Origin of the sequence: Bacillus sp. CCB-MMP212, assembly GCF_022748145.1 — a bacterium.
GTDB classification, from domain to species: Bacteria; Bacillota; Bacilli; order Bacillales; family Bacillaceae_G; genus Bacillus_A; species Bacillus_A cereus.
In genome coordinates this window covers 531,841-554,422 of sequence record NZ_JALDQE010000002.1, presented here as the reverse complement: position 1 = coordinate 554,422, position 22,582 = coordinate 531,841, and the positions used below count along the sequence as shown (strand labels likewise).

The window sequence follows — 22,582 nt, the reverse complement described above, 5'->3', positions numbered from 1 at the left end:
CCCTTACGATTCTACAATTCTTCAACAATTATGTTGTGATTCGTATAAACACAAATATCACCAGCAATCTCTAAACTCGCTTTCGCAATTTGTTTCGCTGTTAAGTGTTCACTTGCATATTGCTTTAAAGCACGACCTGCAGAAAGCGCATAATTTCCACCAGATCCAATTGCTAAAATACCATCATCCGGTTCAATCACTTCTCCTGTACCTGAAACAAGAAGCATAGTTGTTTTATCCATGACAATGAGCATCGCTTCTAGTTGACGTAACATTTTATCGCCACGCCATTGTTTTGCCATTTCAACAGCAGCACGCTGCAAGTTGCCATTATACTCTTCTAATTTCCCTTCAAACATTTCAAAAAGAGTAAATGCATCAGCAACTGAACCTGCAAAACCAGCTAAAACTTTACCTTGGAAAAGTCTGCGAACTTTACGAGCTGTATGTTTCATTACAACAGCATTTCCCATTGTCACCTGACCATCTCCAGCCATTGCACATTCTCCATTATGATGAACTGCAAATATCGTTGTAGCGTGGAAATTCCCCATAGAAAAAACTCCTTTATTTGTTTTTATAGCTTTTAAAGCAATTTATGCCCGCGGGTGATGCTTCATGTAAACAGAACGCAATCTTTCTTTAGAGACATGCGTATAAATTTGTGTAGTCGACAAATTCTCATGACCTAATAGCTCCTGTACAGTACGTAAATCCGCCCCTTCATCTAACATGTGTGTAGCAAATGTATGCCTTAACATATGGGGACTTATCCGCATTGTCAGTGACGCCTTTTTAATGAGTTCATTTAAAACATAACGTACTCCACGACTTGTTAGCGGTGTACCTTTCGCATTTAAAAATACCATACGAAAGTCTTCGTCAGTCTTATTAACTAACTGTTTTCTCCCATTCTCTATATAAGTAATTAAAGAATCTTGCGCATAGCTTCCGAACGGAATATACCTTTGTTTTTTTCCTTTTCCCATTACTAAAATTGTTCCCACCGCAAAGTCAATATCGGTAAGTTGTAAATTGACACATTCACTCACACGGATTCCAGTCGCATACATCAACTCTAATAAAGCTTGATTCCTTTGACCTAATGGTGTTCCCATGTCAGAAACTTCAAATAATTCCTCTAACTCTTCAGCATATAAAAACTTTGGGATTGACAATTCTTTTTTGGGGAGTGACGCAAGTGCAAACGGATTATCTTTTCGATAACCTTCACGCATCAAAAAACGATATAAACTTCGTAAGCTTGATACTTTTCTTGCGACAGATTTACGGGCTAACTTTTCATCGTGCAACGTCGTTAAGTACAAACGAACATCCGCGTATGTAACGTCTAAAAAAGAGGATATGCCTTCTCGCTCCATAAATTGCACAAAATGTTCTAAATCATTTTGATAACTTGCAATTGTATATTTTGAATAATTTCTTTCAATTTGTAAATATCCAACGAATAATTGTAACAATTTCTTCACATTCACACAACTCACCTCAATAAAGGCTACTAAATCGTATCACAACTTAGTAGCCTTTGCAAGAAATTTAACTAAATATTTACAAAATTTTGAATTGTTTCTAAAGCGCGTGTTGCGTATGCTTCATTTCGTTCCGCTTTCTTTTTGATCTTTTTCTCTAACGGTGCAAATAGACCGAAGTTCGCATTCATCGGTTGGAAGTTTTTAGCATTCGTTGCCGTAATGTAATTTGCCATGCTACCCATTGCAGTTACTGACGGTAATACAACTGGCTCTTCACCTTGCACAAGACGTGCAGCATTAATTCCCGCTAATAATCCTGATGCTGCTGATTCAACATATCCCTCTACTCCAGTCATTTGACCAGCGAAGAATAAATCATCACGTTGTTTATATTGATATGTTGGACGAAGCAAATTAGGTGAATTAATAAACGTATTACGATGCATTACACCATAACGTACAATCTCTGCATTTTCCAGTCCCGGAATTAACTGTAGCACTTCTTTTTGTGGTCCCCATTTTAAATGCGTTTGGAAACCTACGATATTGTATAAAGTTCCCGCTGCATCATCTTGACGCAACTGAACAACAGCATATGGCGTTTTTCCTGTTTTTGGATCTTCCAATCCAACAGGTTTCATAGGTCCAAATACTAGTGTCTGTCTCCCTCTACTTGCCATAACTTCTACTGGCATACAACCTTCAAAGAAAATTTCTTTTTCAAACTCTTTTAAAGGCACTGTCTCAGCAGCAATTAAAGCCTCATAAAAACGGTCAAACTCTTCTTCTGTCATTGGGCAATTTAAATATGCAGCTTCACCTTTGTCATAACGCGATTTTAAATATACTTTATTCATGTCAATGCTGTCTTTTTCTACGATTGGTGCTGCCGCATCGTAGAAATAGAAATAATCTTCACCTGTTAGTTCTTTTAATTGTGCAGCAAGATCAGGAGATGTAAGTGGACCTGTTGCAATAATTGTTGGTCCTTCTGGAATTTCAGTAAGCTCTTCGTTCACTACAGTTACATTCGGATGGTTTTTTACGTATTCTGTTACTTTAGCTGCGAACTCATGACGGTCTACAGCTAAAGCACCTCCAGCTGGTACAGAGCACTCGTCTGCCGCACGAATAATTACAGAATCCATTAAACGCATTTCCTCTTTAATAACTCCAACTGCATTTGTTAAAGTGTTTGCACGAAGTGAGTTACTACATACTAATTCAGCAAATTTATCTGTGTGATGAGCTGGTGTTTGCCTTACCGGCCTCATTTCATATAATCTAACTTGGACACCACGTTTTGCAATTTGGTAAGCTGCTTCACTTCCTGCAAGACCTGCGCCAATGACGTTTACTACTTGTGTTGTCATTTATATCACCTTTCCTTTTCTTCCCGAAAAAAATGTGAGCAGTTACGCTCACATTTGTTGTTCTTCTTCATAATCGCACGAAATACATTGTACTTGCACGCCTTTTTTTAACTTTTTCTCTACAAGCATGCCTTCACACTTCGGACATTTACGACCAATTGGCTTATCCCAAGATACAAAGTCACACTCTGGATACGTACCGCATCCATAGAAAAGACGTTTCTTTTTGTTACTGCGACGCTCAATAATTTGTCCTTCTTCACATTTCGGACAAGTTACACCGATTTCTTTCACAATCGCTTTTGTATTACGACAATCAGGGAAATTCGAACAAGCCATAAACTTCCCGTATTTACCCATTTTAAAGACCATTGGATGTCCGCATAATTCACAGTCTTCCCCAGCTGGCTCATCTTTAATTTCCACTTCACGCATTTCTTTTTCCGCTTTTTCTAAGCGCGGTTCAAATCCTACGTAGAAATCATCAACAATTTTTACCCAATTGGCATTTCCTTCTTCTACTTCATCAAGGCTTTGCTCCATATTGGCAGTAAATTCAATGTTAATAATTTCTGGGAAAAACTCTAAAATAAGTTCAATTACTATTTCACCAAGTTCAGTCGGAACGAAGCGTTTATTATCCAAACCTACATATCCACGTTTTTGAATCGTTTCAAGTGTAGGTACATAAGTCGACGGTCTTCCAATTCCAAGTTCTTCAAGTGTTCTTACTAGACGGGCCTCTGTATAGCGCGGAGGAGGTTGTGTAAAATGTTGCTTCGGTTCTAAATCCTTTGAAAATACAGTTTCCCCTACTTCTAAAGGCGGCAACATCTTATCCTTTTCTTCCGCACCATCATCTTTCGACTCTACATACACTTTCATAAATCCTGGGAACTTTACAACCGATCCACTTGCACGGAACTGAACATTGTTATTAATGAGTCTCGCTGTCACAGTATCCATTATAGCAGACGCCATTTGACTTGCAACAAATCGCTCCCAAATCAATTTATATAATCGAAGTTGATCACGACTTAAGAAACTTTTCAGTTCCTCTGGCTTTCTCATTACCGAAGTAGGACGAATTGCCTCATGTGCATCTTGTGCATTTGACTTTTTCGATTCTTTCTTCTTTTCTGTTCCTATGTATTCCGTACCATACGCTTCAGTGATGTAAGTACGTGCCTCTGTTTGAGCTGTTTCTGAGATACGTGTTGAATCAGTTCTCATATACGTAATAAGACCTACAGTTCCTTGTTTTCCAAGATCTATCCCTTCATACAATTGCTGTGCAAGCATCATCGTTTTCTTTGCTCGCATATTTAACTTACGTGCTGCTTCTTGTTGCAAGGAAGATGTTGTAAACGGTAATGCAGGATTACGTTTTCGCTCTTTGCGCGTTACATTTTCAACTGAAAACGCATTGTCTTTCATCTGTTCAATTATTTCATTCACTTGCGTTTCATTCGTTAATTGAACTTTTTCACCATCTACACCGTAAAAACTTGCTTCAAATGTGTCTTTTCCTTTTACAAATTCTGTTTTAATTGTCCAGAATTCTTCAGGTTCAAAGCTTTGAATTTCCTTTTCACGTTCGATGATTAAACGAACTGCTACAGATTGTACACGCCCTGCACTTAATCCTTTTTTTACTTTCTTCCATAATAAAGGACTAATATTGTAACCAACAAGACGATCAAGTATGCGTCTTGCTTGTTGTGCATCTACTAAATCCATATTAATTGCGCGAGGATGTTTAAATGATTCTTTGATTGCATCTTTCGTAATCTCATTAAACACAACCCGACAATCTGATTCAACGTCCACATTTAACGTATTCGCTAAATGCCAAGCAATCGCTTCCCCTTCGCGGTCTGGATCGGCCGCGAGATAAACTTTCTTTGCTTTTTTCGCCGCTGATTTTAAATCCTTTAAGACGGGACCTTTACCACGAATGGTAATATACTTCGGGGTGAAGTTGTTCTTTACTTCTATCCCCATTTGACTTTTTGGCAAATCGCGAACATGTCCCATAGACGCGACAACTTTGTATTTTTTCCCTAAATATTTCTCAATGGTCTTCGCCTTAGAAGGCGACTCCACGATTACGAGGTAATCTGACATGCTAGTGCCTCCTTAAGAGGTGGATTCAAGTCTTCATTAATCTTATTGATTTCTCTTGTTTTTGTCAATCAAGAATGAATATACCATACAGTGCCAATCTACCATTTGTCAATAATTGTTTAATAAAAATTTAAAAATATAAGGTTAATTTAAAATCTCCTCCAAGATATCTTCTGCATTTCTTACTAATTTTGCTCCTTGTTGAATAAGATGATTCGTTCCCGATGCCCCCTCTATAAATATAGGTCCAGGAAGCGCAAACACCTCTCTATTTTGCTCTAACGCAAGGTCTGCAGTAATAAGTGTTCCACTTCTCGATTTGGCTTCTACAACTAAAACACCTTTACTTATACCACTAACAATCCGGTTCCTTTTTGGAAAATACCATTTTTTCGGTGCATAGTGCGGAGGATACTCTGTCAATAACAATATATATTCCTTCCACATTTCATATAAATGTCTATTTTCTTTCGGATACATAAACGACAATCCGTGCCCTAATATCGCAATAGTCGGGCAATGATGCCTTACTGTAATCTCATGAGACATTGTATCTATCCCTTTTGCAAACCCACTGACAATAAGCCACTCTCTTTCTAATAAAGGGTGTAAAATAAACTTCAAACTCTCATGACCATATAATGATGGTTCTCTCGTTCCAACAACTGCTAATTTATTTACTTTATTGAGAAAATCTTTCTCTCCTTTTCCATATAAAACGAAGGGAGGGTCTTGTATTTCACGTAATAATTGCGGATAATTTTCATCCCATATCGTTATATAAAAAATACGATTTTTCTCTAAATAAGATATATATTGCGGAAGATTTGAACTTTGAAGAAATTTCACTAGTTCTGAAGATTTTTTCGAGGATATTCCAGTGTAGTATTCCATTTGTTTTTCGTTAAAAGTATATATGTTCTTTAATTCTGGATCGACATATAGTAGCCTCTCCACCGCTTTCCAATAATCTGCTAGCAAGTAATGAAGGTGTAATAATCGCTCTCTTTTCATCTCAATTCTCCTTACCCATAATTTTTATTATGTAAACAGAAAAAGTGTAAAAAGACACCCTCAAGTAAGAAGGTGTCTTTCAACAGATTAATAGTTTTTGCAAGTCTCAAATAAACCTTTTTCTTTTAAAACAGAGATTAGCGTTTCTCCCATAACTGCTGGAGTTTCAGCTACTTTAATGCCACAAGCTTCCATTGTTTTAATCTTTTCAGCAGCAGTTCCTTTACCGCCAGAAATGATTGCACCAGCATGGCCCATACGTTTGCCAGCAGGCGCTGTTTGACCACCAATGAAGCCTACAACAGGTTTTGTCATATTAGCTTTTACCCATTCAGCTGCCTCTTCTTCTGCTGTACCGCCGATTTCACCAATCATAATTACAGCATGTGTTTCTTCATCTTCATTAAATGCTTTTAACGCATCAATAAAGTCTGTACCGTTAACAGGGTCCCCGCCGATACCTACAGCAGTAGATTGTCCAATACCTTCTTGTGTTAACTGATGTACAGCTTCATACGTTAAAGTACCAGAGCGCGATACGATACCTACATGACCTTTTTTATGAATGTATCCTGGCATAATACCGATTTTACATTCATCAGGCGTGATAACACCTGGGCAGTTTGGTCCAAGTAAACGTGTATGTTTACCAGCCATATATCTCTTTACGTTTACCATATCTAATACAGGAATTCCTTCAGTAATACATACTACTAAATCAATTTCTGCATCAACTGCTTCCATAATTGCATCAGCCGCAAAAGCGGGTGGAACGTATACAACTGAAGCGTTTGCGCCTGTTGCTTTCACTGCATCTTCTACAGTATCAAATACTGGTACACCTTCAATATCAGTGCCACCTTTACCTGGCGTTACACCACCGACAATTTTCGTACCGTATTCAATCATTTGTTTTGTATGGAATAAACCTTGAGAACCTGTAATACCTTGAACAATAACTTTTGTATCTTTATTAACTAATACGCTCATTTTTCTCCCCCGCTTTCTATTAGCCCACTAGTGAAACAATTTTTTGTGCACCGTCTGCCATAGATTCTGCTGCAACAATATTTAAGCCAGACTCATTTAAAATTTTCTTACCTAGTTCTACGTTTGTACCTTCAAGACGTACAACTAAAGGTAACTCAAGACCTACCTGTTTCGTTGCTTCAATAACACCTTCTGCAATAACATCACACTTCATAATGCCACCAAAAATGTTAACGAAGATACCTTTTACATTTTTGTCAGAAAGGATAATTTTGAATGCTTCTGTAACTTTTTCAGCAGTTGCACCGCCACCAACATCTAAGAAGTTAGCTGGGTCACCGTGGTAATGTTTAATGATATCCATTGTAGCCATCGCTAAACCTGCACCATTAACCATACAACCGATATTTCCATCTAAAGGAATGTAGTTTAAGTCGTATTTTGAAGCTTCAATTTCTTTTGCATCTTCTTCATCAAGATCACGAAGCTCTAAAATGTCTTTATGGCGATATAACGCATTAGAATCAAAGTTTAATTTTGCATCTAGTGCCATAACTTTACCTTCACCTGTTGTAACAAGTGGGTTAATCTCAGCGATAGAGCAATCTTTTTCGATAAACGCACGGTATAAGCCCATCATAAACTTCACAGCTTGTCCTACAAGCTCTTTTGGAATATTGATGTTAAATGCAATTCGGCGCGCTTGGAAACCTTGTAAGCCTACTGCCGGATCAATATATTCTTTAAAGATTTTTTCAGGTGTTTTTTCTGCTACTTCTTCAATTTCTGTTCCGCCTTCTTCAGAAGCCATTAAAACAACTTGAGAAGTTGCACGATCTAAAACTAGACCTACATAATATTCTTTTTTAATATCGCAACCTTCTTCGATAAGTAAGCGTTTTACTTCCTTACCTTCAGGACCTGTTTGATGTGTCACAAGTGTAGTTCCTAAAATGCTTTCTGCATATGTACGAACTTCATCTAAATTTTTTGCAACTTTTACTCCGCCAGCTTTGCCGCGTCCACCAGCGTGAATTTGTGCTTTCACTACACATACATCTGTTCCTAATTCTTTCGCTGCTTCTACAGCTTCTTCTACTGTAAATGCAACCTTCCCGTTCGGAACGCTAACCCCATAGCTTCTAAGGACTGCCTTACCTTGGTACTCATGGATATTCATGGTCCCATCCTCCCCTGTTTTCCTGTTTTACTCGAAAAGTTTTTTAATGTTTAAAAAACATTACATTGCCATTGTATAAGATGATTGGCACGCTGTCTACAATAAAGTGTCAGAAAACTGAAATCGCTTTATTCTTTTTCGGAAATAGTAATGTTTATATGCCAAAATAAAAAATAAGCTGTATATTTACAGCTTATTTTTGAATCATATCTTTAATTGGCGCGAATGACTTTCGGTGTTCCTCTAATACTCCATGCACTTCAATTGCCTCTAAATGTTGCTTTGTGCCATATCCCATATGTTGCTCAAATCCGTATTCAGGATACTTCTCTCCCAGTTCTTTCATCATACGATCTCTCGTTACTTTTGCGATAATGGATGCAGCTGAAATCGAAACACTTTTCGCATCACCTTTAATAATTGAAGTTTGCGGAATTGGTGTGGGAAGCTTCATCGCATCAATTAATAAATGTTGGGGTGTATAAGATAAATTTGCAACAGCATCTAACATCGCTTGTTTCGTTGCTTGGTAAATATTAATTTCATCAATAACTTGCGGTGATACAATTCCAACTCCAATTGCAATCGCTTGTACTTTTATTTCATCATAAAAACGCTCACGTTTCGCTTCACTCAGCTTTTTTGAGTCATTTAACCCTGGAATATAAAAATCCTCAGGAAGAACGACAGCTGCCGTCACAACAGGCCCAGCCAATGGCCCGCGCCCTACTTCATCAATACCCGCGATATATGTGACCCCTTTTTCACGCAAAGCATTTTCATACTTGGACATTTCAAAAAACTTCTCTTTTTCTTTCTGTTCTAACTCTTTTTGTTTATACCACTTCAAAACGAGCTTTTGAACGCCTTTTCGCTCATCTTTCATTAACAGTTGAAAGCGATCATCTTCTTCATTCATAATTTCTTTCAATACATTTTCCGCTTCTTTTATCGTCATTGTTTGCATTTATACAAGCTCCTTTTTAAACGTATCCAAAAAGAAAAGACGCACAAACGCACGTCTTATACTTCTTCTATTTTTTCCACATCTTCTACTTGCTCTGCAAACTCTTCCGGTGTTTCAAACGTCATTTTTCCAAGTTTGCCACCACGAAGCTCACGAAGTACAAGCTCAGATGTCTTATCATAATCAATCATTCCGCCGCCCATTAAGCAGCCTCTATTTTTTCCAATCGCATCGAATAATTCCACAATATCTTCTGGAATCTCATTTAAATTGTAGCGTTCTTTCAAGCGTTCTGGATAATGTTTCTCCATAAAACGTAATGCGTAAACAGCTACATCTTGTAAATTTAAAATTGAATCTTTAATTGCACCCGTCGTCGCTAAGCGAAGACCCACTAATTGATCTTCAAATTTAGGCCACAGAATACCTGGCGTATCTAACAATTCCATTTCCTTCCCAACTTTAATCCATTGTTGGGCTGTTGTCACACCTGGACGATCTCCTGTTTTAGCAATATTTTTCTTTGCCAATTTATTAATTAATGTAGATTTACCAACATTTGGTATACCTACAATTAATGCGCGAATCGCTCTCGGTCTAATACCTTTTGCAACCATTTTATCAAATTTTTCTTTAACAAGCACTTTACAAGCTGCTGCAATTTCTTTCATACCTTGTCCAGCTTGCGCGTTAATCGAAATTGCCATATGGCCTTTTTCTTTAAAATATGCGATCCATTGTTTTGTTAAACGATCATCTGCCATATCCGCTTTATTTAAAACAACAAGCCTCGGCTTATGTGTAATGATTTCATCAATCATTGGGTTTCGAGATGATAATGGTAATCGAGCATCTACAAGCTCAATTACAACATCAATTAATTTTAATTTCTCCGTTACTTGGCGTCTAGCTTTCGCCATATGCCCTGGAAACCATTGAATTACCATGTTGCCACCTTCTTTTTCATTTATTTCACAATACGTGCGTCTTCTAACGGCCAATATAACATATTAGCTTTACCAATTACTTGATCCTTTGAAATCGTACCGATTGAACGGCTATCTTTACTAAAACGACGATTATCACCTAAAACAAATAATTGATCTTTTGGGACAGTTTTCTTGCCTGTCATTTCTTCAAGATTAAAATCATATGTAAGCGGTCCGTCAGCAATTTGCTTTTTCTGCTTGTCTAAATACGGCTCCTCATAAGCCTTTCCGTTAACATACAGTTTATCATTACGATACTCTATTTCATCGCCTGGCAGGCCTATAATGCGCTTAATGTAATCTTTATCTTCTGTTGCTCGAAATACGATAATATCAAAGCGTTTTGGATCTCCAATGTGATAACCAATTTTATTCACAATCATTCGATCACGATCATGTAAAGTAGGTGCCATCGATACCCCGTCTACGAGAATTGGAGCAAAGAAAAACTGTCTAATAACACCAGCTAATACAACAGCAATCAAAATTGCTTTAATCCATTCCCAAAGTGAACTCTTCTCTTTTTTCATGCATTTCCCCTCCACGGTTATGTAAGCTGTTCGTATTATACCAAAATTTCATATAGATTGGAAAAAGGGAGCTTGTGCATTTACAAGCTCCCATACATGTCTTATCGAATTTCTTTAATACGTGCTTTTTTACCGCGAAGGTTACGTAAGTAGTATAACTTAGCACGACGTACTTTACCACGGCGAAGTACTTCGATTTTCGCGATTCTTGGCGTGTGAACTGGGAATGTACGCTCAACACCTACACCGTAAGAAATCTTACGAACTGTGAATGTTTCACTAATTCCGCCACCACGACGTTTAATTACAACACCTTCGAAAAGCTGAATTCTTTCACGAGTTCCCTCAACAACTTTTACGTGTACACGTAAAGTGTCACCAGGACGGAATGAAGGAAGGTCAGTTTTTAATTGGCCTTTTGTAATTTCTGCGATTAATTGTTGCATATTAAATTCTCTCCTTTAAACAGATGCTCTTATAAAGTCTTAATAAATTACAGCGGAACATCGTTAATACGGCTACTGATTTCAGTAGCACAAATGTTATAATAGCATATTACTAGGCCTGTTGCAATAGCAAATATATGAAGTTATTACTGCTCTCGCTTTATTTCCTCAAGCCATTTTTTCTCTTGTTTAGATAGATCTCTATCATCTAACAAATCAGGTCTACGCGTATACGTACGGCGCAAAGATTCCTTATGTCGCCATTCGTCAATATTTTTATGATTCCCTGACATTAATACATCCGGTACCTTCATACCACGAAAATCAGCCGGACGTGTATAATGAGGATGCTCTAATAAACCTGTACTAAACGAATCCTCCACTTGTGAAGCATGATTTCCTAGCACGCCTGGCAAGAGACGTACAACACTATCAGTAATAACCATAGAAGCTAATTCTCCGCCCGTTAACACATAGTCACCAATAGAAATCTCATCCGTTACGAGATGCTCACGAATTCGTTCGTCATACCCTTCATAATGCCCACATACAAAGATCAAATGTTCTTCCTCTGCAAGCTCTTCCGCTTTCTTCTGCGTAAATCTTTCGCCCTGCGGACACATTAAGACAACTCTCGGCTTACGCTCTGTCTCTTTCGTCAAATCTTCTACAGCATCAAAAATAGGCTGAGGAGTAAGCACCATACCAGCTCCTCCGCCGTAAGGATAATCGTCTACGCTATTATGCTTACTTGTTGTATAATCACGAAAGTTAACAACACGAAGGTTTACCGCTTCTTTTTCTTGCGCCTTCTTTAATATAGAAGATCCAAATACACCGGTAAACATGTCTGGGAACAACGTTAAAATATCAATTTTCATTATAGCAACCCTTCCATTACATGAATGGTTACTAATTTATTTTCAATATTAACTTGAAGTACAACGTCATCAATATAAGGAATTAAAAGATCTTGACCCTTCGGACGTTTAATCACCCAAACATCATTCGCACCAGGAGAGAGAATTTCTTTGATTGTCCCTAGCGCTTCTCCTTCTTCCGTTACAACGCTGCAACCAATAATTTCGTGATAGTAGTATTCACCTTCAGCAAGTTCGCCTAACTGCTCTTCTGGTACTTTTATTAAAGAACCTTTAAACTTCTCTACTTCATCTACATTGTTATATCCTTCAAATGTTAATAAATCGAATGTCTTATGTTGGCGATGAGAAGTTACCTTCACCGGAAGGTAGTCTGTGTCTTTCTCATTCGATATGTATAGTGTGTTTCCTACTTTATATCGCTCTTCTGGAAAATCAGTACGAGAAATAACACGGATTTCTCCTCTTACGCCATGAGTATTTACAATTTTCCCTACGTTAAACCACTTTGTCATAAATAGTATGTCACCCCTGGTTTCTATATAAATTAAGCATCTCCATTTCATAGATGGAACATGCAATCTCTATTTAAATGTTAAAAAAGGGAGAGGAATAACTCCTCGCCCTTTTTACGTTTATTGAATTTCCAGTGTTACTTTTTCATCATTATGATGTCCCACTGAATACAAGAGCATCCGAATCGCTTTCGCAACTCTCCCTTGCTTTCCAATGACTTTTCCAACATCCTCAGGATGTACAGTTAATCGATACTTTATCTCTCCGTTGTAAAGTTCCTGTGTAACTTTTACATCTTCAGGATGATCGACAAGAGGCTTGACAATCGTCTCGACTAACTTCTTCATAGTCATTGCCTCAATTACTTACCTTGTTTAGATAAGTGGAATTTCTCCATGATACCTTGGTTAGAGAATAAGTTACGAACTGTATCAGATGGTTTAGCACCATTTCCTAACCATTTTAATGCTGCTTCTTCGTTGATCTTAACTTCAGCTGGTTGAGCAACTGGATTGTAAGTTCCGATTTCCTCAATGAAACGTCCGTCACGAGGAGAACGAGAATCTGCAACAACTACACGATAGAAAGGAGTTTTTTTAGCTCCCATACGTTTTAAACGAATTTTAACTGCCATTTATAAAGCACCTCCGAATTTATTTCACACAGATAATTATATTAGCAAAAAGACTATTGCTTTGTAAAGTATTTTTTCTTAACAGAGCCATCTTTTTTTCCTTACATGAATGGAAACTTCAATCCACCTAGTCCTTTTTTCTTGCCTTTTTGCATTCCAGTCATCGTCTTCATCATTTTTTTCATGTCATCGAATTGTTTGATTAGACGATTGATTTCTTGTACAGTTGTACCGCTACCTTTGGCAATGCGCTTTTTGCGACTAGCATTGATTATTTCCGGTTGTTCTCGTTCTAATTTAGTCATAGAACGAATAATTGCCTCAATATGCCCAATTTGTTTTTCATCAACTTGCGCATTTTTCAGCCCTTTAATTTTATTTGCACCAGGAAGCATTCCTAACAATTCATCAAGCGGCCCAAGTTGACGCACTTGTCCAAGTTGTTCTAGGAAATCGTCAAGCGTAAACGAAAGCGTACGCATTTTTTGCTCAAGTTCTTTTGCTTTCTCTTCATCAACTGTAGCTTGCGCTTTTTCAATCAATGTTAAGACATCGCCCATCCCTAAAATACGGGATGCCATACGCTCTGGATGGAACGCTTCAATTGCATCTAGTTTTTCACCCATACCAGCAAATTTAATCGGTGTGTTTGTTACAGCCTTAATAGATAATGCAGCACCACCGCGCGTATCACCATCTAATTTCGTTAATACAACACCTGTTAAACCTAACTGTTCATGGAAACTTTGTGCAACATTTACCGCGTCTTGTCCCGTCATCGCATCGACAACAAGGAAAATTTCATCCGGTTTCGCAACTTCTTTAACTTTCGCTAATTCATCCATTAGTTCTTCATCGATATGCAGGCGACCCGCTGTATCGATTAAAACATAATCATGATGATCTTCTTTTGCTTTTGCAATCGCTTGTTTCGCAATTTCAACAGGACTTACTTGATCTCCTAAAGAAAATACAGGCATGTCCAATTGCTTCCCTAATGTTTCAAGCTGTTTAATTGCTGCTGGACGGTAAATATCAGCTGCAACAAGCATCGGTTTACGATTATGCTTTTTACGAAGCAAATTCGCAAGCTTACCTGTCGTCGTTGTTTTACCCGCACCTTGCAGACCAACCATCATAATAACAGTCGGTGGCTTATTAGCAACAGCAATTTTGCTTTGCTCTCCGCCCATAAGTTCTGTAAGTTCTTCCTGTACAACTTTAATTACTTGTTGTCCAGGTGTCAAACTTTTCATTACATCTTGTCCGACAGCACGTTCAGACACACGCTTCACAAAATCTTTTACTACTTTAAAGTTAACATCTGCTTCTAAAAGAGCTAGACGAACTTCTCTCATCATTTCTTTCACATCGGCTTCAGAAACTTTTCCTTTGCCGCGGATTTTTTGCATTGTCTGTTGAAGTCGGTCGGCTAATCCTTCAAATGCCATATTGCCGCCCTCCTAATCTAATTTTTCGATAGCTTCAACAACTTGTTTCATTTCTTCATTCACATGCTCTTCTTCGCTGATTAGCTGTTTTATCTTTGCAACAAGTCGCTGTCGCTCTTGAAACTTTTGAAGTAATACTAATTTTTCTTCATATTCTTCAAGCATCGCTTCAGTCCGTTTAATGTTATCATACACGGCTTGGCGACTTACATCAAATTCTTCCGCAATTTCACCAAGAGATAAATCATCTAGATAATAAAGCGACATATAACTTCTTTGTTTTTGCGTTAACAACGATTGATAAAAATCAAATAAATAGTTCATTCTCGTTGTTTTTTCGAGCATGTTGGATCATCCTTTGTTAAGTGATTTCCCTTTACATGAATTAGTTTACATGGAGTCCAAAAGAGTGTCAAGTTTTTTTCTTAACATCATATATTTTTATAGAAAAAGAAGCGGAAATACCGCTTCTTTCGCTTATACTTCTTCTGTTTCTACTAAGTTCGCAAATAAACCATACACATATTGTTCTGGATCAAACTGCTGCAAATCATCCATTTGCTCTCCTAATCCAACAAACTTCACCGGTACATCCATTTCGTTACGAATCGCTAATACAATACCACCTTTAGCAGTTCCATCTAACTTCGTTAAAACAATACCAGTTACATTCGTTGCCTCCCGGAATGTTTTCGCTTGGCTTAAACCGTTTTGTCCTGTTGTTGCATCAATAACAAGCAATACTTCATGAGGAGCACCTGGTACTTCACGCTCAATTACACGCTTCACCTTCTCTAACTCTTTCATTAAGTTTACTTTATTTTGCAAGCGTCCTGCTGTGTCACATAGTAATACATCTACCTTACGTGCTTTCGCAGCTTGTACAGCGTCATACATAACCGCCGCTGGATCAGATCCAGATCCTTGTTTAATCACTTCTACACCAACACGATCGCCCCATACTTCTAATTGTTCAATCGCCCCAGCACGGAATGTGTCTCCTGCTGCCAATAGGACTGACTTACCTTCTGATTTAAACTTATGCGCCAGTTTACCAATTGTTGTCGTTTTTCCTACACCGTTAACACCAACAAATAAAACAACCGTTAATTGGTCCTCTTGCATATTAATTTCGTTACTAAAATCGCTGTCACCTTTGTAAATTCCCACTAGTTTTTCTGAAATAACAGCTTGTACTTCTTTTGGATCTTGAATGTTACGACGTTGTACTTCTTCTTTCAATTGATCAATTAATTCCATTACCGTCGCAACGCCAACGTCTGCACCAATTAAGATTTCTTCTAACTCTTCGAAGAAATCTTCGTCCACTTTACGGTAACGATACACTAAATCATTCACTTTATCCGCAAATGAATTTCTAGTTTTTTCTAATCCGTGTTTAAATTTCTCTGTTACTGTATCCGTTTGTTTTGAAATTTTTTCTTTTAGTTTTTTAAAAAAACTCATACTTTCCCATCCTTCCTATTCACTTGCAATAAGTTCTTCTCCGGCATCTAAACGAACCGAAACAAGTTTAGATACCCCTGATTCTTGCATTGTTACACCGTACAACACATCAGACTCTTCCATTGTACCTTTTCTATGTGTAATTACAATAAACTGCGTCTCATCACTAAATTTCTTTAAATACTGTGCAAAACGAGCTACATTCGCTTCATCAAGGGCGGCCTCTACCTCATCTAGTACACAGAACGGTACTGGGCGCACTTTTAAAATACCAAATAAAAGCGCAATTGCCGTTAAAGCACGCTCTCCACCTGAAAGTAAACCTAAGTTCTGCAATTTCTTCCCTGGCGGTTGTGCTACAATATCAATACCCGTATTTAGTAAATCCTCTGGATTAGTCATTACTAAATCCGCTCTACCGCCTCCAAATAATTCAGAGAATACCGATTGAAATTCCATTCTAATGCCTTCAAACGTAGTAGAAAAGCGTTTTTTCATTTCTTCATCCATTTCGGTAATAAGCTGGTGCAATGTCGTTTTCGCTTCTTCTAGATCGTCTCTCTGCTCTAGTAAGAATGTATGACGCTCCGCTACACGTTCATATTCATCAATTGCCCCTAGGTTCACTGTACCTAACTCTTCTATGGATAATTTGATTAATTTTACTTTCTTACGCGCATCTTCTGCAGGCATTGTCATTGTATATTTTAGTTTCGCCGCTTCAAATGAAATCGTATATGTTTCACGTAAATGTTGTAATCTATTTTCCAACTCTACATCAAGTCGGTTTATTCTCACTTCTTGATCTTTCAACATTTCAAGAATATATTTATGTTTACCTGTCGTTTCTTTCAAATTGCGTTCTAAATGTTCTACTCTCTCTTGCAACGATACACGTTGTTCACGACGAGAGCGAATTAATTCTGAAGTTTGATTACGATCATACGCTTTCTTCTCAATCATATTCGTAATTTGCTCTTCACCACTTGAATTAGATGTCATTTCTTGTTTTAAGAATGCTAAATCCTCTTTCGTTTTTACAAGTGTCGTATCCGTTTCTTCTTTTTCCTTCGTCAATCGTTCAACTTTTTCTTTTTGATTAGATAAGCGTTGTTGCTTTTCAGCTGCCAGCACTTTTAATTCAGTCATTTCTTTTTGAACTTTTTCTTTCGAAGAATGTTGCTCACTTTTTTGTTTTGTTAAAGCTACAATTTTACTATCTAACTCAGTGATATCAGCTTGAAGATTCGCTAAAATCCCTTCTAACTCCTCTTTACGCCCTTGCATTTTTACTCGATCTTGTAAAAACCCTTCAATCTCTAAATCATAAATAGACAAGCGGTCATTAATACGATGTTCTTCTAATTCTAAACGATTAATCTCTTCTCTTAATTTCTGCTCTTCTACACGATCCACTTCTACAGTTTGCCTTAGTTCGCGTATTTTCACTTCTTTTTCTTGAATCTCTTGTTTTACTGCTTTAACAAAGTTTTCTAACTTCGTTGTTTTTTCTTCCATATCAGTTAACTTGCGAGTCCACTCTTCCAGTTCACGTTGGCGTCCTAATAAAGAAGATTTCGCTTGTTTTACCGCCCCACCAGTCATAGAACCGCCAGGATTCACTACGTCACCTTCAATTGTTACAATGCGATAACGGTATTGCAGTTGTTTCGCCAACTCATTTGCTCCGCGTAAATCTTTCGCAACAATAACAGTACCTAATAAATTTGAAACTACATTTTCATATTTATTGTTGTACTGCACAAGTTCTGCCGCCACACCTACAAACGATGGGTGTTGATTTACAATGCGTAATTGCTCAAATGATAACGATCTGCTTTTAATAACAGCTTGCGGTAAAAACGTTGCACGTCCATGTTTATTTTGCTTTAAAAATGCAATCGCATTACGAGCATGCTCCTCTGTTTGTACAACAATATGCTGCATCGCTGCACCTAGAGCGATTTCCATTGCAACTTCGTATTCTTTCGGAACCGTTAACAGTTCCGCAACAGCACCCTCGATACCTTGCAACCTATTTTCTCTAGCTTTCAATACTTCACGTACACCTTGATAGAAGCCAGAATAATCTTCTTGCATCTCTTCAAGCATTTCTTTTCGAGAACGTGCCTGTTGCACAAATTGGTATGCTTGGTATAGTTTTGTTTCATTTTCACTATACTGCGTCTTACATTTCCCAAGTGCCGCCTCTGTCTTCTGTATGTTTGAGAGAATGCCAGCTACTTTTTCTTTCGCTTGTTCGTAACTTTCTACAAGTTTCGTCTTTTTCGCTGTAATTTCCATACGCATTTCTACATATTTCGCATTCTCTTCATCTAGACGCTCGTTTTTAGACGTTTGCTGTTTAGATTGTTCTTCAATCATAGATAATTCATTGCGATGACTAGCTTGTTGATTTAAAAGTTCAATATAGTCACCTTTTAAATTCTCAATCTGTTCCTCTAAATTGTCAGCAAAAGTAGCAAGCAATTGCTCATTATCATGCAATTTTTGCTCCAACTCTTTTACTTCATTCACAAATTGCATTAAAGCTTCTGTACTTGACTCAATCTCACCATCGTAAATTTTAGCTTTCTCTGTTAATTCAACAATTAACTGCTCAAGTTGCGCACAATGCGTCGTAGCATTTTGCTTTCTCTCTTTTAACAACTCGCGCTGCCCTTCTAGTTTTTCTAGCTCTTTACTAGAAAGAAGAAGTACCTCTTGCAACGAGTCTACAGACTCATCTACCGCTTGTAATTGTCCTCGTAATTCCTCAAGTTCTTCTTCACTTTTTTGTAAATTCGTTGACATTTTAGCTTCTTCGTTTTTATTATGCCCAAACTGATTTCGAAGTGCTTCCCATTTCTCATGCAATTCTTCAATTTCATGGACAATAAGCGCAGCTTCTACTTTCTCTAATTCTTCTTTATTCTCAAGATAATCTTTCGCAATAGAAGCTTGTCTTTCTAAAGGTTCTACTTGACTACTTAATTCATGAATTATATCTTGTACACGATTTAAGTTTTCTTGTGTTTCTTCTAATTTTCCTTCAGCTTTCTTTTTGCGAAGTTTGTATTTTAGTACGCCTGCCGCTTCTTCAAATACACCTCGACGCTCTTCTGACTTACTACTTAAAATCTCTTCCACTTTCCCCTGGCTAATAATTGAAAAAGCTTCTCTTCCCATACCAGAGTCCATAAATAAATCAATAATATCTTTCAATCTACATGATTGTTTATTAATATAAAAATCACTTTCACCTGAACGAGATACACGACGTGTTACACACACCTCATTGTATTCAATTGGTAAACGTTGATCTTCATTATTTAAAGTTATTGTTACTTCAGCAACATTAACCGCTCTCCTCGTATCACTGCCTGCAAAAATAATATCCTCCATCTTTGCACCACGTAATGATTTTGCAGATTGTTCACCAAGTACCCAGCGAATTGCATCAGTAATATTACTTTTCCCACTTCCATTAGGTCCTACTACAGAAGTTACACCCGGGACAAAATCAACAGATACACGCTCAGCAAAAGACTTAAACCCTGCTATTTCTAATCTTTTTAAAAACACGAAAGGCCTTCCTCCTATTCTCCGTCGTTATAAATGTTCTCTATACAAAAACAAGCTATTATACGGATTTACCTTCTTTTTATTTACAAACAAAAAGAAAGTTTCATTCTATGCACAAGGAATCCCCCTCATTCAAAGGGGGATTCCTTATAGTTGTTCTTTTAATTTTTTCAATGCTTCTGCAGCAGCTTGTTGCTCTGCTTCTTTTTTCGACTTACCACTACCAAGACCTAAAGCTACGTTATTTAACGTAACACGTGACACAAATTCTCGATTGTGAGCTGGTCCTTTTTCTTGCAAAATTTGATACTCAACATTGCCACTACCATCACGCTGAATCAATTCTTGTAACTGACTCTTATAATCCATCACATGAGAAAAAGCACCCTCATTAATTTTCGGATATACAATTTCTTTTAAGAATTCCCAAACTGTTTCTAACCCTTGATCAAGATAAAGGGCACCAATAAACGCTTCAAAGACATCCGCTAATAAAGCTGGTCGTTCACGTCCACCTGTCATTTCTTCACCTTTTCCTAATAAAACAAGGCTACCAAATGACAATTCGTTCGCAAAACGAACAAGAGATGGCTCACATACAATAGCTGCACGTAGTTTTGTTAACTCTCCTTCGCTCATTGTCGGATATTTTTGAAACAGATACTGCGATACAGTAAGTTCCAATACTGCATCTCCAAGAAATTCAAGACGCTCATTATCTTCATGCGGTTTTTTTCGATGCTCATTCACATACGATGAATGCGTAAATGCTTGAATCAATAATTTTTCATCTGTAAACGTAATACCTATCTTTTCTTGAAACACTTTAAATGCTTCACGATATTTTGTTTCGTATTTTTTTTCTCTATATTTTCGGTACGGCATAGGTCCCTCCAGATATAAGCCAGAAAGCCCCGCTAAAAAACGGGACTTCACTTAAGCATTATAGATGACTCTCTATGTAAGTCACAGCATCGCCAACAGTAGCAATCTTTTCAGCATCTTCATCAGAAATTTCCATTTCGAATTCATCTTCTAATTGCATTACAAGTTCTACTACATCTAGGGAGTCTGCTCCTAAATCTTCCTTGAAGCTTGCAGCTGGTACTACCTCAGTCTCTTCTACTCCTAAACGATCAACGATGATTTTTGTTACGCGCTCTAAAACATCTGCCATTCCATTCACCTCCCCTCAAATATTATATTAAATATTGACCAAAAAAACTAGGTGAAATCGATTCTTTTATTACATTACCATACCGCCATCAACATTTAACGTTTGACCTGTAACATATTTGCTTTGATCAGAAGCAAAAAACGTTACAGCATTCGCGATATCTTGCGCTTCACCAAATTGAGCAGCTGGAATAACTTTTAACATTTCGGCTTTAATATTCTCATCTAGTACATCAGTCATATCAGTCGCAATAAAGCCTGGCGCAATTGCATTCACAGTAATATTTCGACTTGCTAACTCTTTTGCAGATGTTTTTGTTAATCCAATAACACCCGCTTTAGCAGCAACATAATTAGCTTGCCCTGGGTTTCCTATAACACCCACAACAGAAGCGATATTTATAATTCTACCGTGACGTTGACGCATCATATAACGAGATACTGCTTTTGTACATAAGAATACACCTTTTAAGTTTGTATTAATAACTGTATCCCATTCTTCTTCTTTCATACGCATTAATAAATTATCTTTTGTTACACCAGCATTATTTACAAGAATATCAACTTGTCCAAATGTATCTACTGTTTGTTTCACCATATTTGTAACATCATCAGCATTTGCAACATCTGCTTTTACCGCAATTGCATCAGAACCTAATTTCTTAATTTCATCTACTACTTCATTTGCTTTTTGTTCATTACCTGCATAATTTACTACTACATTTGCCCCTTGTTTCGCTAAATCAATCGCAATCGCGCGACCAATTCCACGTGAAGCGCCAGTTACTAATGCTACCTTCCCTTTTAACATCAGTTTTCTCCTCTCAAATTTGAAATGGTATCTTTTAATGTCTCTTCATCATATATCGCATATGCTTTCACTGATGAATCAATTGACTTCATAAGTCCAGCAAGTACTTTTCCAGGTCCAATTTCAATAAATGTATCTACTCCCTGCTTCACCATACATTCAATAGACGGGTACCATAATACAGGCGAATAAAGCTGTTCGATTAACTTTTCTTGAATGTCGGCACCACGTGTAATAACATCCGCCGTAACATTTGCAATAACAGGAATATTCGTATCATGAATTGTAATTTCATTCAAAACACTTTGGAACTTCTCAGCTGCCGGCTTCATAAGTGAGGAATGGAATGGCCCACTTACTTTTAGTGGAATTGCTCTCTTTGCACCATTTTCTTTCGCTCTTTGAGAAGCAAGCTCTACGCCTTGCTTCGTTCCAGAAATTACAATTTGCTTCGTACTATTCATATTAGCGATTTGCACTGCATATCCTTCACTTGTTACTTCTTCTGTAACTTGTTTCAGCATATGTGGGTCAGCACCTAATATAGCTGCCATTGCACCTTCCCCGCCCGGAACAGCTTCTTCCATATATTCCCCGCGTTTCCTTACAGCATATACCGCATCTTCAAAAGTTAATGCACCAGCTGCTACAAGAGCGCTATATTCACCTAAACTATGACCAGCGACAAAGTCAGGTGTAATGTCATACTCTTTCAAAGCTGTCAAAATAGCAAAACTCGTTGTTAATAATGCAGGCTGAGCATTTGTTGTTAATGTAAGCTTTTCCTGCGGTCCTTCAAAAATCACTTCTGAAAGTGAATCTTGTAACACCTCATCTGCTTTTGCAAACACTTTTGCAACCTCTTTATTATTCTCTGCTAATTGTTTACCCATTCCAACTGCCTGTGAACCTTGGCCCGGAAAAAGAAATGCTATTTTTCCCATTTCAAATC

The 22,582-nt window shown here is 37.6% G+C and carries 23 protein-coding genes; all 23 read right to left on the bottom strand.

Annotated features, from left to right (window positions below; all coding sequences use genetic code 11):
- Positions 1–11: 11 nt before the first annotated feature.
- The 23 genes from hslV to fabD all read right to left on the bottom strand — a co-directional run bounded on the left by hslV (position 12) and on the right by fabD (position 22,574).
- The gene (gene hslV, locus MRP26_RS07720) at positions 12–554 is read right to left on the bottom strand and encodes an ATP-dependent protease proteolytic subunit HslV (RefSeq protein WP_000526274.1); all 543 of its coding nucleotides are present in this window, start codon (positions 552–554) and stop codon (positions 12–14) included.
- Between the two features lie 42 nt (positions 555–596).
- The gene (gene xerC / locus MRP26_RS07715) at positions 597–1,496 is read right to left on the bottom strand and encodes a tyrosine recombinase XerC (RefSeq protein WP_242806078.1); all 900 of its coding nucleotides are present in this window, start codon (positions 1,494–1,496) and stop codon (positions 597–599) included.
- Between the two features lie 65 nt (positions 1,497–1,561).
- On the bottom strand, positions 1,562–2,866 hold the full coding sequence (trmFO, locus tag MRP26_RS07710; RefSeq protein WP_000213006.1) for an FADH(2)-oxidizing methylenetetrahydrofolate--tRNA-(uracil(54)-C(5))-methyltransferase TrmFO: 1,305 nt from the start codon (positions 2,864–2,866) through the stop codon (positions 1,562–1,564).
- A gap of 48 nt (positions 2,867–2,914) precedes the next feature.
- Complete coding sequence (gene topA, locus MRP26_RS07705) at positions 2,915–4,993, bottom strand: type I DNA topoisomerase (protein ID WP_001286955.1); 2,079 nt, start codon at positions 4,991–4,993, stop codon at positions 2,915–2,917.
- A 144-nt stretch (positions 4,994–5,137) separates the two neighbouring features.
- Positions 5,138–6,007 carry a DNA-processing protein DprA gene (dprA, locus tag MRP26_RS07700; RefSeq protein WP_098125830.1) on the bottom strand — a complete coding sequence of 290 codons (870 nt, stop codon included), beginning with the start codon at positions 6,005–6,007 and terminating at the stop codon, positions 5,138–5,140.
- A gap of 87 nt (positions 6,008–6,094) precedes the next feature.
- On the bottom strand, positions 6,095–6,997 hold the full coding sequence (gene sucD / locus MRP26_RS07695; protein WP_000115178.1) for a succinate--CoA ligase subunit alpha: 903 nt from the start codon (positions 6,995–6,997) through the stop codon (positions 6,095–6,097).
- 19 nt (positions 6,998–7,016) lie between these two features.
- Positions 7,017–8,177: an ADP-forming succinate--CoA ligase subunit beta gene (gene sucC, locus MRP26_RS07690; protein ID WP_001020790.1), complete on the bottom strand. Its 1,161-nt coding sequence runs from the start codon at positions 8,175–8,177 to the stop codon at positions 7,017–7,019.
- A 193-nt stretch (positions 8,178–8,370) separates the two neighbouring features.
- Complete coding sequence (locus MRP26_RS07685; RefSeq protein WP_001194269.1) at positions 8,371–9,144, bottom strand: ribonuclease HII; 774 nt, start codon at positions 9,142–9,144, stop codon at positions 8,371–8,373.
- A 56-nt stretch (positions 9,145–9,200) separates the two neighbouring features.
- Entirely contained in the window at positions 9,201–10,091 is an 891-nt protein-coding gene (gene ylqF, locus MRP26_RS07680) for a ribosome biogenesis GTPase YlqF (protein WP_000236702.1), read from the bottom strand.
- Positions 10,092–10,111: 20 nt separating this feature from the next.
- Positions 10,112–10,663, bottom strand: a complete 552-nt coding sequence (gene lepB, locus MRP26_RS07675) for a signal peptidase I (protein ID WP_000711852.1) — start codon at positions 10,661–10,663, stop codon at positions 10,112–10,114.
- Between the two features lie 101 nt (positions 10,664–10,764).
- Positions 10,765–11,109 (bottom strand): 50S ribosomal protein L19, encoded by a 345-nt coding sequence (rplS, locus tag MRP26_RS07670; RefSeq protein WP_001186516.1) that lies wholly within the window; start codon positions 11,107–11,109, stop codon positions 10,765–10,767.
- Positions 11,110–11,255: 146 nt separating this feature from the next.
- Positions 11,256–11,990, bottom strand: a complete 735-nt coding sequence (trmD, locus tag MRP26_RS07665; protein WP_000686899.1) for a tRNA (guanosine(37)-N1)-methyltransferase TrmD — start codon at positions 11,988–11,990, stop codon at positions 11,256–11,258.
- Positions 11,990–12,505: a ribosome maturation factor RimM gene (gene rimM, locus MRP26_RS07660; RefSeq protein ID WP_000170272.1), complete on the bottom strand. Its 516-nt coding sequence runs from the start codon at positions 12,503–12,505 to the stop codon at positions 11,990–11,992. Before rimM ends, trmD begins: the two co-directional genes overlap by 1 nt.
- Before the next feature lie 120 nt (positions 12,506–12,625).
- Positions 12,626–12,853, bottom strand: coding sequence for a KH domain-containing protein (locus tag MRP26_RS07655; RefSeq protein ID WP_000737399.1), 228 nt, complete (start codon positions 12,851–12,853; stop codon positions 12,626–12,628).
- Between the two features lie 14 nt (positions 12,854–12,867).
- Positions 12,868–13,140: a 30S ribosomal protein S16 gene (gene rpsP, locus MRP26_RS07650; RefSeq protein WP_000268750.1), complete on the bottom strand. Its 273-nt coding sequence runs from the start codon at positions 13,138–13,140 to the stop codon at positions 12,868–12,870.
- Positions 13,141–13,241: 101 nt separating this feature from the next.
- Entirely contained in the window at positions 13,242–14,591 is a 1,350-nt protein-coding gene (gene ffh, locus MRP26_RS07645) for a signal recognition particle protein (RefSeq protein ID WP_000863460.1), read from the bottom strand.
- Between the two features lie 12 nt (positions 14,592–14,603).
- Positions 14,604–14,936, bottom strand: coding sequence for a putative DNA-binding protein (locus tag MRP26_RS07640; RefSeq protein ID WP_197242676.1), 333 nt, complete (start codon positions 14,934–14,936; stop codon positions 14,604–14,606).
- Positions 14,937–15,068: 132 nt separating this feature from the next.
- Positions 15,069–16,058 (bottom strand): signal recognition particle-docking protein FtsY, encoded by a 990-nt coding sequence (gene ftsY / locus MRP26_RS07635; protein WP_000007642.1) that lies wholly within the window; start codon positions 16,056–16,058, stop codon positions 15,069–15,071.
- 15 nt (positions 16,059–16,073) lie between these two features.
- A complete protein-coding gene (smc, locus tag MRP26_RS07630; RefSeq protein WP_075717457.1) occupies positions 16,074–19,643 on the bottom strand; it encodes a chromosome segregation protein SMC in 3,570 nt (1,189 codons plus the stop codon).
- Positions 19,644–19,790: 147 nt separating this feature from the next.
- Positions 19,791–20,528 (bottom strand): ribonuclease III, encoded by a 738-nt coding sequence (gene rncS / locus MRP26_RS07625; RefSeq protein ID WP_001146875.1) that lies wholly within the window; start codon positions 20,526–20,528, stop codon positions 19,791–19,793.
- 58 nt (positions 20,529–20,586) lie between these two features.
- On the bottom strand, positions 20,587–20,820 hold the full coding sequence (gene acpP, locus MRP26_RS07620) for an acyl carrier protein (protein ID WP_000786062.1): 234 nt from the start codon (positions 20,818–20,820) through the stop codon (positions 20,587–20,589).
- A 69-nt stretch (positions 20,821–20,889) separates the two neighbouring features.
- Positions 20,890–21,630 (bottom strand): 3-oxoacyl-[acyl-carrier-protein] reductase, encoded by a 741-nt coding sequence (gene fabG, locus MRP26_RS07615; protein ID WP_000911769.1) that lies wholly within the window; start codon positions 21,628–21,630, stop codon positions 20,890–20,892.
- Entirely contained in the window at positions 21,630–22,574 is a 945-nt protein-coding gene (gene fabD, locus MRP26_RS07610; protein ID WP_000515902.1) for an ACP S-malonyltransferase, read from the bottom strand. Before fabD ends, fabG begins: the two co-directional genes overlap by 1 nt.
- Positions 22,575–22,582: the final 8 nt, after the last annotated feature.

Excerpts from the sequence above, each read along its gene's own strand:
- ffh (WP_000863460.1), bottom strand. The coding sequence starts at position 14,591 with ATGGCATTTGAAGGATTAGCCGACCGACTTCAACAGACAATGCAAAAA.
- sucD (WP_000115178.1), bottom strand. The coding sequence starts at position 6,997 with ATGAGCGTATTAGTTAATAAAGATACAAAAGTTATTGTTCAAGGTATT.
- lepB (WP_000711852.1), bottom strand. The coding sequence starts at position 10,663 with ATGAAAAAAGAGAAGAGTTCACTTTGGGAATGGATTAAAGCAATTTTG.
- rplS (WP_001186516.1), bottom strand. The coding sequence starts at position 11,109 with ATGCAACAATTAATCGCAGAAATTACAAAAGGCCAATTAAAAACTGAC.
- fabD (WP_000515902.1), bottom strand. The coding sequence starts at position 22,574 with ATGGGAAAAATAGCATTTCTTTTTCCGGGCCAAGGTTCACAGGCAGTT.
- hslV (WP_000526274.1), bottom strand. The coding sequence starts at position 554 with ATGGGGAATTTCCACGCTACAACGATATTTGCAGTTCATCATAATGGA.
- ylqF (WP_000236702.1), bottom strand. The coding sequence starts at position 10,091 with ATGGTAATTCAATGGTTTCCAGGGCATATGGCGAAAGCTAGACGCCAA.
- MRP26_RS07685 (WP_001194269.1), bottom strand. The coding sequence starts at position 9,144 with ATGCAAACAATGACGATAAAAGAAGCGGAAAATGTATTGAAAGAAATT.
- topA (WP_001286955.1), bottom strand. The coding sequence starts at position 4,993 with ATGTCAGATTACCTCGTAATCGTGGAGTCGCCTTCTAAGGCGAAGACC.
- trmD (WP_000686899.1), bottom strand. The coding sequence starts at position 11,990 with ATGAAAATTGATATTTTAACGTTGTTCCCAGACATGTTTACCGGTGTA.
- rimM (WP_000170272.1), bottom strand. The coding sequence starts at position 12,505 with ATGACAAAGTGGTTTAACGTAGGGAAAATTGTAAATACTCATGGCGTA.
- trmFO (WP_000213006.1), bottom strand. The coding sequence starts at position 2,866 with ATGACAACACAAGTAGTAAACGTCATTGGCGCAGGTCTTGCAGGAAGT.
- fabG (WP_000911769.1), bottom strand. The coding sequence starts at position 21,630 with ATGTTAAAAGGGAAGGTAGCATTAGTAACTGGCGCTTCACGTGGAATT.
- MRP26_RS07655 (WP_000737399.1), bottom strand. The coding sequence starts at position 12,853 with ATGAAGAAGTTAGTCGAGACGATTGTCAAGCCTCTTGTCGATCATCCT.
- rpsP (WP_000268750.1), bottom strand. The coding sequence starts at position 13,140 with ATGGCAGTTAAAATTCGTTTAAAACGTATGGGAGCTAAAAAAACTCCT.
- acpP (WP_000786062.1), bottom strand. The coding sequence starts at position 20,820 with ATGGCAGATGTTTTAGAGCGCGTAACAAAAATCATCGTTGATCGTTTA.
- MRP26_RS07640 (WP_197242676.1), bottom strand. The coding sequence starts at position 14,936 with ATGCTCGAAAAAACAACGAGAATGAACTATTTATTTGATTTTTATCAA.
- rncS (WP_001146875.1), bottom strand. The coding sequence starts at position 20,528 with ATGCCGTACCGAAAATATAGAGAAAAAAAATACGAAACAAAATATCGT.
- sucC (WP_001020790.1), bottom strand. The coding sequence starts at position 8,177 with ATGAATATCCATGAGTACCAAGGTAAGGCAGTCCTTAGAAGCTATGGG.
- ftsY (WP_000007642.1), bottom strand. The coding sequence starts at position 16,058 with ATGAGTTTTTTTAAAAAACTAAAAGAAAAAATTTCAAAACAAACGGAT.
- dprA (WP_098125830.1), bottom strand. The coding sequence starts at position 6,007 with ATGAAAAGAGAGCGATTATTACACCTTCATTACTTGCTAGCAGATTAT.